Origin of the sequence: Paraglaciecola sp. (genome assembly GCF_039964565.1) — a bacterium.
In the GTDB taxonomy this organism is placed as follows: Bacteria; Pseudomonadota; Gammaproteobacteria; order Enterobacterales; family Alteromonadaceae; genus Paraglaciecola.
Window position 1 is genome coordinate 1 of the sequence record NZ_JBDVXF010000046.1, and the last position, 5895, is coordinate 5895.

Genomic DNA, 5895 nt, shown 5'->3' on the forward strand with positions numbered 1-5895 from the left:
CCAAAAGGCATAGCCTATAGTTTGATTGATTACTGTGAATTGGTTGACTCAACTGGTCGATGTATTCGAGAGGATAAAGCAGGCTATATAGAATCACACCATAACCCTATTCTAGAAAGACTTGGCCTTAACTCCGAACAATGGTTAACCCTGACGGCTGAATTCGAACAACACTTCAGCACAGCGGTAGGTAGCGAACATATGTTACAACAATTTAAACAACATACTGACCATCAGCGAATACGAGGCATGACAAAAGCGAGGGTGCTATTACAACAAGCTTGAGTCACAACTAAAATTCACATCACCCACTCCCAGATTATGGAAGCATAATTCTGCTGCCTGAAATTAGAACTAAATCACAGGTTTAAGCACATATAACCTATCAACCCACAGTTGCCCCAAAACTTTTGGTTTAAACACCCAAAAGAACACATATTTACACCACTTGATGCTTGTTGATTTTGAACCAATTGGTACTTTAATGTTTTGGGTGTCTTGTTTGGGCTTTTGTTTGGGCTTTGTTTGACTCTTCATGACAATGGTCGTGCATGGAAACAAATGGATTGGGAAGTTATGAATAGGCTTCATGAAAAAGGCCTTATTTGTGATCCCGTGGGTAAAACTAAGTCGGTTCAGTTAACTGATGAAGGGTTAAAACAGTCAGAAGCATTATTTAAGAAACTTTTTTTAAGGAATAAGTAAATTGACCAGAATAAAGTTAAATAGATACGAGTGAAAGCTTGGAGCCTTGCTGACGCTGCTGTTTGCGCGGAGCTTTCACTTTGTTCATATTACCAACGCTTCAAAACTGAACCAGTTGTTATGTAAAAAATTGATTTTAGGCGTTTATTATTAAAGCCAGAAGTATATCCTCTGGCTTTAATAAATTTAGTACTGCCAGCTTAAACTAGCCATAACATTTCGTGGTGCGCCATAATTGGCCTGTCCCCATTGTGGACTTAATCGATATTTTTCGTCACTTAGGTTATTTATATTTAGCCCTAATACCAGTTGATTACTCAGCTGATATTTGGCAAAAATATCTATTAAAGCGTAACTCTCTTGTACTTCGGTATTGCCATAATATATTTCATTCTGCCAATTAAGTCCGCTACCTATGCGTAATCCAGAAATAGATGGTACTTCATAAGCAACTGCTAATTTAAATTGCTGGGTGGGGATAAAACGTCGGGTATCATTGCCACTTTCATCTTCAACATTTAATTTGGTGTAACCAGCACTGATATTTAGTCCATCCGTTACTTCGCCCGCTAATTCGATTTCAAACCCTGAGCTTTCAAAATTAACGCCCTTATAAAGGTTAAGTCCTGAAACCTCATCTCGGCCTATCCATTCACCAAAGTTATCTTGGGCTGATTCAAATAGAGCAAATGTTAATACGGCCTCATCATTGAAAAGCGCTTGTTTGACACCAATTTCAGTACTGTCGCCTTTAACTGCACCTAGAGGACTTAAGTTGGCGTCAACCCAAGTTTGTGCTTTAAATACTTCACTGGCGCTGGCGTACAAAACAGTGCCATCTAAGATCTGATAGGTGACTCCCAAGTATGGTACGGTTTCATTTTCAGTAGCATTTTGTGGTGCCCCGTAACTAATACCTTCTTGTTCAATATCAACAGTTCTAGCCCCTAGCAAGAAGGACAAGTTATCTGTGGCTCTAATCCTAGATGAAAAATAAAAAGAATTTTGATCCTGGTTAATATTGGTTGATTGTGAATCTGCATCATAGACATCAAAAATCGGCTCGGGTGTTTGACCTTTAGCCCATGCATTGCCAACCGGATTATAATTCCATTCACTACTGTACACTGAGCGGCCTGTTAATTTTATATCCGCGACGTTAATACCCGCGACTAAATCATGCTCTAGCCCCCAAAGGGTAAAAGTTCCGCTCATATAAATGTCGACTATATTTTCGTCATCTTCAGCAGCATAAAAGCTTGCTTGCGCCAACAATCCTTCGTTTGTCGTAGGATCAGGGGACCCCGCTAAGTAAAAAGACTGCCATTCTTTATCTTGATTATTATGAGTATAAATGGCTTTAAGTAACCAGTTGGTACCTACTTCTTGTTCCAGTTCTACAAAAGTACGGTTTTGTTTTACATCTTGATATGCCCATTCTGGTGCGGTATTGGTTGATACTGAGTAGTCAGTTAAACTGCCATCACTATAAAAAATAGGTACAGCACCTGATGAATTGCCCTTATTCTGATTGTCATTGATAGTATGGCCAAAGGTGAGTTTTGTGCTGTCAGTCACATAACCACTCAATACGCCGTAGAATAAGTTAAGCTCTTTAGAGTAACGATCAAGATATGAGTCTCCTTCTTGTTTGGCTATTACTACACGTCCTTGAAGGCGATCTTCTACTAATTCTCCGGACACATCTCCATCTAAACGAAATTGATTCCAACTACCTGCAGAAGCAGTTAATCCAGCTTTAAAATCTTTAGTTGGCCGCTTACGTACAAAGTTAATGGTTGCCGATGGATTAGCCAAACCAGTAGTTAAGCCTGTCGCCCCTTTTACTACTTCAACTTGCTCAAAGAGTGCTGCATCATCATGTCCTTGAGTCAAACCATATGAAAAGGGTACTCCCATACCGTCATATTGAAAGTTAACAATATCAAACCCTCTTGCAGTGTAATAGGTTCTACCGGTTTCAACTTGTTCAACGGTAACGCCCGGCGCATAAGCCAAAACTGAATTGGTTTCTCGCAGAGAAAAATCGTCAATTTGATCCCGTGATAACACACTCACCATTTGTGGCGTTTCAAGGGGAGACAAGTTTAATTTAGTCGCTGCTTTAGTTTTTTGCTTTTGTCCGTAAACAGCTATGCGTTCAATACTTTCTGACGTTTGTTCATCATTCGTTTGGGCATTGGCATAAGGTGTTGTTAACGCAGTTAATACAGATAAAGTTAAAAAATTTTTTGCAGGGTGTTTCATTTAGTGCTCCGGTGAGATAGATGGCAAGATAGTTAGGTGCGTATTTATATATTAAATGCAAATGCAAATCAGTATCATTTGCGTTGCTGTGGTTAAAACTAAATAGATACAGTTAACCGAAGAAGGGCTAAAACAGTCAGAAGCGCTATTTAATAAACTTTTTGCAAAGTAGAAAATAACAGGGGCAGATTAAAGTTAAATAAAATGAATTAGTCTCGACTTAATCTATCTACTCAACTCCAAAATCAAGGATTCCGGCCTAAAAGCTCACCGGAATGACCAATTTCAAAGCCAGTAAAAACTAGCTTCTATTTACTTTCTACTGCTAAAAAGAGGTAAGTTTCATGGCGAGAAGGTTGCGAGTTTCTAAGTAAAGAAGTAAAGAAGTAAAGAAGAAAGAAGTAAAGAAGACACCCATTCTTAAAAAGTAGCAAAAACGTGGCTTTGTTCTAATCTTTAAGGTGCTCAAACAACCACGGATGGTCTGTTATGCCTCAACCACGTAAAAACCAAGTCAGTTTAATCGATACGCCTTATTACCATTGTGTTTCCCGCTGTGTTCGCCGTTCCTTTTTGTGCGGTGAGGATAAATTCACTGGTCAGAGTTATGTGCATCGCCGAGGATGGGTAGAGGAGCGGTTGTTGTTTTTGTCTTCGGTGTTTTCAATTGATATATGTGCTTATGCAGTGATGAGTAATCATACCCATGTGGTGCTGTGTGTGGATAAAGACTCAGCTGAAAGTTAGTCTACTAAATAGGTTGTAAGACGTTGGTATCAACTGTATCAAGGCACGCTGTTGACTCAAAAATACCAAAAAGGTGGCACTCTGAGTCAGGGGGAAAGAATAAGTTTCGAAGAAACCGTGACAATATACCGCCAACGTTTATATGACATCAGCTGGCTGATGCGCAACCTCAATGAGCACATTGCCCGTGAAGCCAATAAAGAAGATGGTTGCACCGGCCGGTTTTATTCGTTGCCATCCATGGCACTCACCCTTCGGGCCAGCTAAAGCTGTTCAAATTTATTCCCTATAAATTTGTGGGAAGGGCGATTCAAATCACAAGCATTGTTAGATGAAAGTGCCGTGTTAGCCTGTATGGCCTATGTGGATTTAAACCCTATTAGAGCCAAAATGGAAAACACACCTGAAACCTCAAAACACACCAGCATACAAAGTCGTATTCACTCGTTCAAAAAAGGTGAACAACCCAAAAAGTTGATGCGTTTTGTAGGCAATCACAGGCAAGACATGCCAAAAGGTATCGCTTACAGCCTAATTGACTACTGTGAATTGGTAGATACAACCGGAAGATGTATTCGAGAAGATAAAGCAGGCCACATCGAACAGCACCACAATCCCATTCTTGCGCGGCTTGGACTTAACTCAGAACAATGGTTAACCTTAACCACAGAGTTCGAAAAACACTTTCATACCGCCGTTGGTAGCGAACACATGCTACAACAATTTAAACACCACACCGACCATCAACGAATACGAGGCATGGCAAAAGCGAGAGTGCTATTACAACAAGCTTGAGTCACAACTAAAATTCACATCACCCACTTCCAGATTATGGAAGCGTTATTCTGCTGCCTAAAATTTGAACTAAACCTTATATATAAGCGCATGCAACAACTCAGTCCCTTATTGCCCCCAGCTTTGGATTTTTACACCCAAACGAACACATAGTTACACCACTTTAAGCTTGTTGATTTTGCAACAATTGGGTACTTTATTGTTTCGGGTGTCTAGGTTGGGTGTTTCATTATTAGTCACACACTACGTGCTGTATAATCACTAAGTAGTTAGGCTTTTCTAAATTAATGTGTATTATTTTAACTTTATAGCTCAAGGATGGAACATGAAAAAAATCTCACTAATCTTAATATCAGCTACGTTATCTCTTAACTTATCCGCAAATACTTTATACCGAGCCCCTTCATCAGGCGATAAAGGGGCTTATTATATTGTTGAGAGTAAATCACTCGAAGATAATAAGTTTTACGTACTTTCTAGCCGAGTTGGAAAAAATAAAGCTTATACGGATTTCACCAAATTAAATATTGATTGCAATGCAATGAAGTATTTTGAGTTAGCAGGTAGTTCAGTTGACGGGTTTCACGAACAGCCAACTAAAAAATTTAACGATTGGTCTAAACGTTCCAAATGGACTTCACTTGTTAATGGCTCAAGTAAATCAGATTTAGTTCATTTTACCTGCAAAAAATAGCATGCTAGTAAAAAGCCTAACAAACCAAGTCATCGGAAAACCACTCGCTGGCTGCGCCAAAACGCTCGCGTTTTCCGCTGCTTGGGACGTTAGTTGTACATCACACACAAGGAAATTTCGTGCATATCAAAAATATAATTACAACAATACCTTTTTTATCAATTCTAACAGGGTGTGTTCAATTCCCACCTGATACAAATGAACGACTGGGGCAATTTACAGCAGCGTCATCATTTAATGTACGAAATTTAGAATATGAGAAAGGTACAAACACAGTTTCATATACAAAAGGCAAAGCCTGCTATCAGGTTAACTTACATACTCTAGTTTACATTTCAGGTCCAAAAGATAACCTTATGCAACGCGCTATGGATGAGGCAATTAGAAATGGTCAAAAAACAGGTATTGATGGAGATTTATTAGTTAACACAAGAATTGAACGTATAACTGAATATAAAGAAAAAGGTGATTTTTTCAAAATCAAAGAAAGATATGAGTGTTTAGTTGTAGAAGGCGATTTGGTGAAAATTAAAAAGTAGTACAACTAACACATATGAGCCTCAGGTTGGTCAATAGGTACTAGTGTTCTTTTGATCGTTTTTTCAGATCAATCCAAATCTCTGAGCTAAGCCGTATACTTCATCTGTCATATTGGCTGTTAAGTCATCGCTTACAGCAAACACATA

At 39.0% G+C, this 5895-nt stretch carries 4 protein-coding genes and 2 pseudogenes; 5 read left to right on the forward strand and 1 reads right to left on the reverse strand.

The window, feature by feature from the left end; translation table 11 throughout:
- Positions 1 to 285: pseudogene (locus ABJK37_RS23355) on the forward strand (transposase); the annotation flags it as partial.
- A gap of 240 nt (positions 286 to 525) precedes the next feature.
- A complete protein-coding gene (locus ABJK37_RS23360; RefSeq protein WP_348358837.1) occupies positions 526 to 705 on the forward strand; it encodes a DUF6429 family protein in 180 nt (59 codons plus the stop codon).
- A 186-nt stretch (positions 706 to 891) separates the two neighbouring features.
- On the opposite strand, the gene ABJK37_RS23365 is transcribed toward ABJK37_RS23360, so the two are convergent.
- Complete coding sequence (locus ABJK37_RS23365) at positions 892 to 2973, reverse strand: TonB-dependent siderophore receptor (protein ID WP_348358839.1); 2082 nt, start codon at positions 2971 to 2973, stop codon at positions 892 to 894.
- Between the two features lie 489 nt (positions 2974 to 3462).
- Here ABJK37_RS23365 and ABJK37_RS23370 point away from each other — a divergent pair.
- From ABJK37_RS23370 to ABJK37_RS23380, 3 genes and pseudogenes are all read left to right on the forward strand, one after another.
- Positions 3463 to 4515, forward strand: a pseudogene (locus tag ABJK37_RS23370) (transposase).
- A gap of 325 nt (positions 4516 to 4840) precedes the next feature.
- Positions 4841 to 5209, forward strand: coding sequence for a hypothetical protein (locus tag ABJK37_RS23375; RefSeq protein WP_348358841.1), 369 nt, complete (start codon positions 4841 to 4843; stop codon positions 5207 to 5209).
- 119 nt (positions 5210 to 5328) lie between these two features.
- Positions 5329 to 5748 (forward strand): hypothetical protein, encoded by a 420-nt coding sequence (locus ABJK37_RS23380; RefSeq protein ID WP_348358843.1) that lies wholly within the window; start codon positions 5329 to 5331, stop codon positions 5746 to 5748.
- Positions 5749 to 5895: the final 147 nt, after the last annotated feature.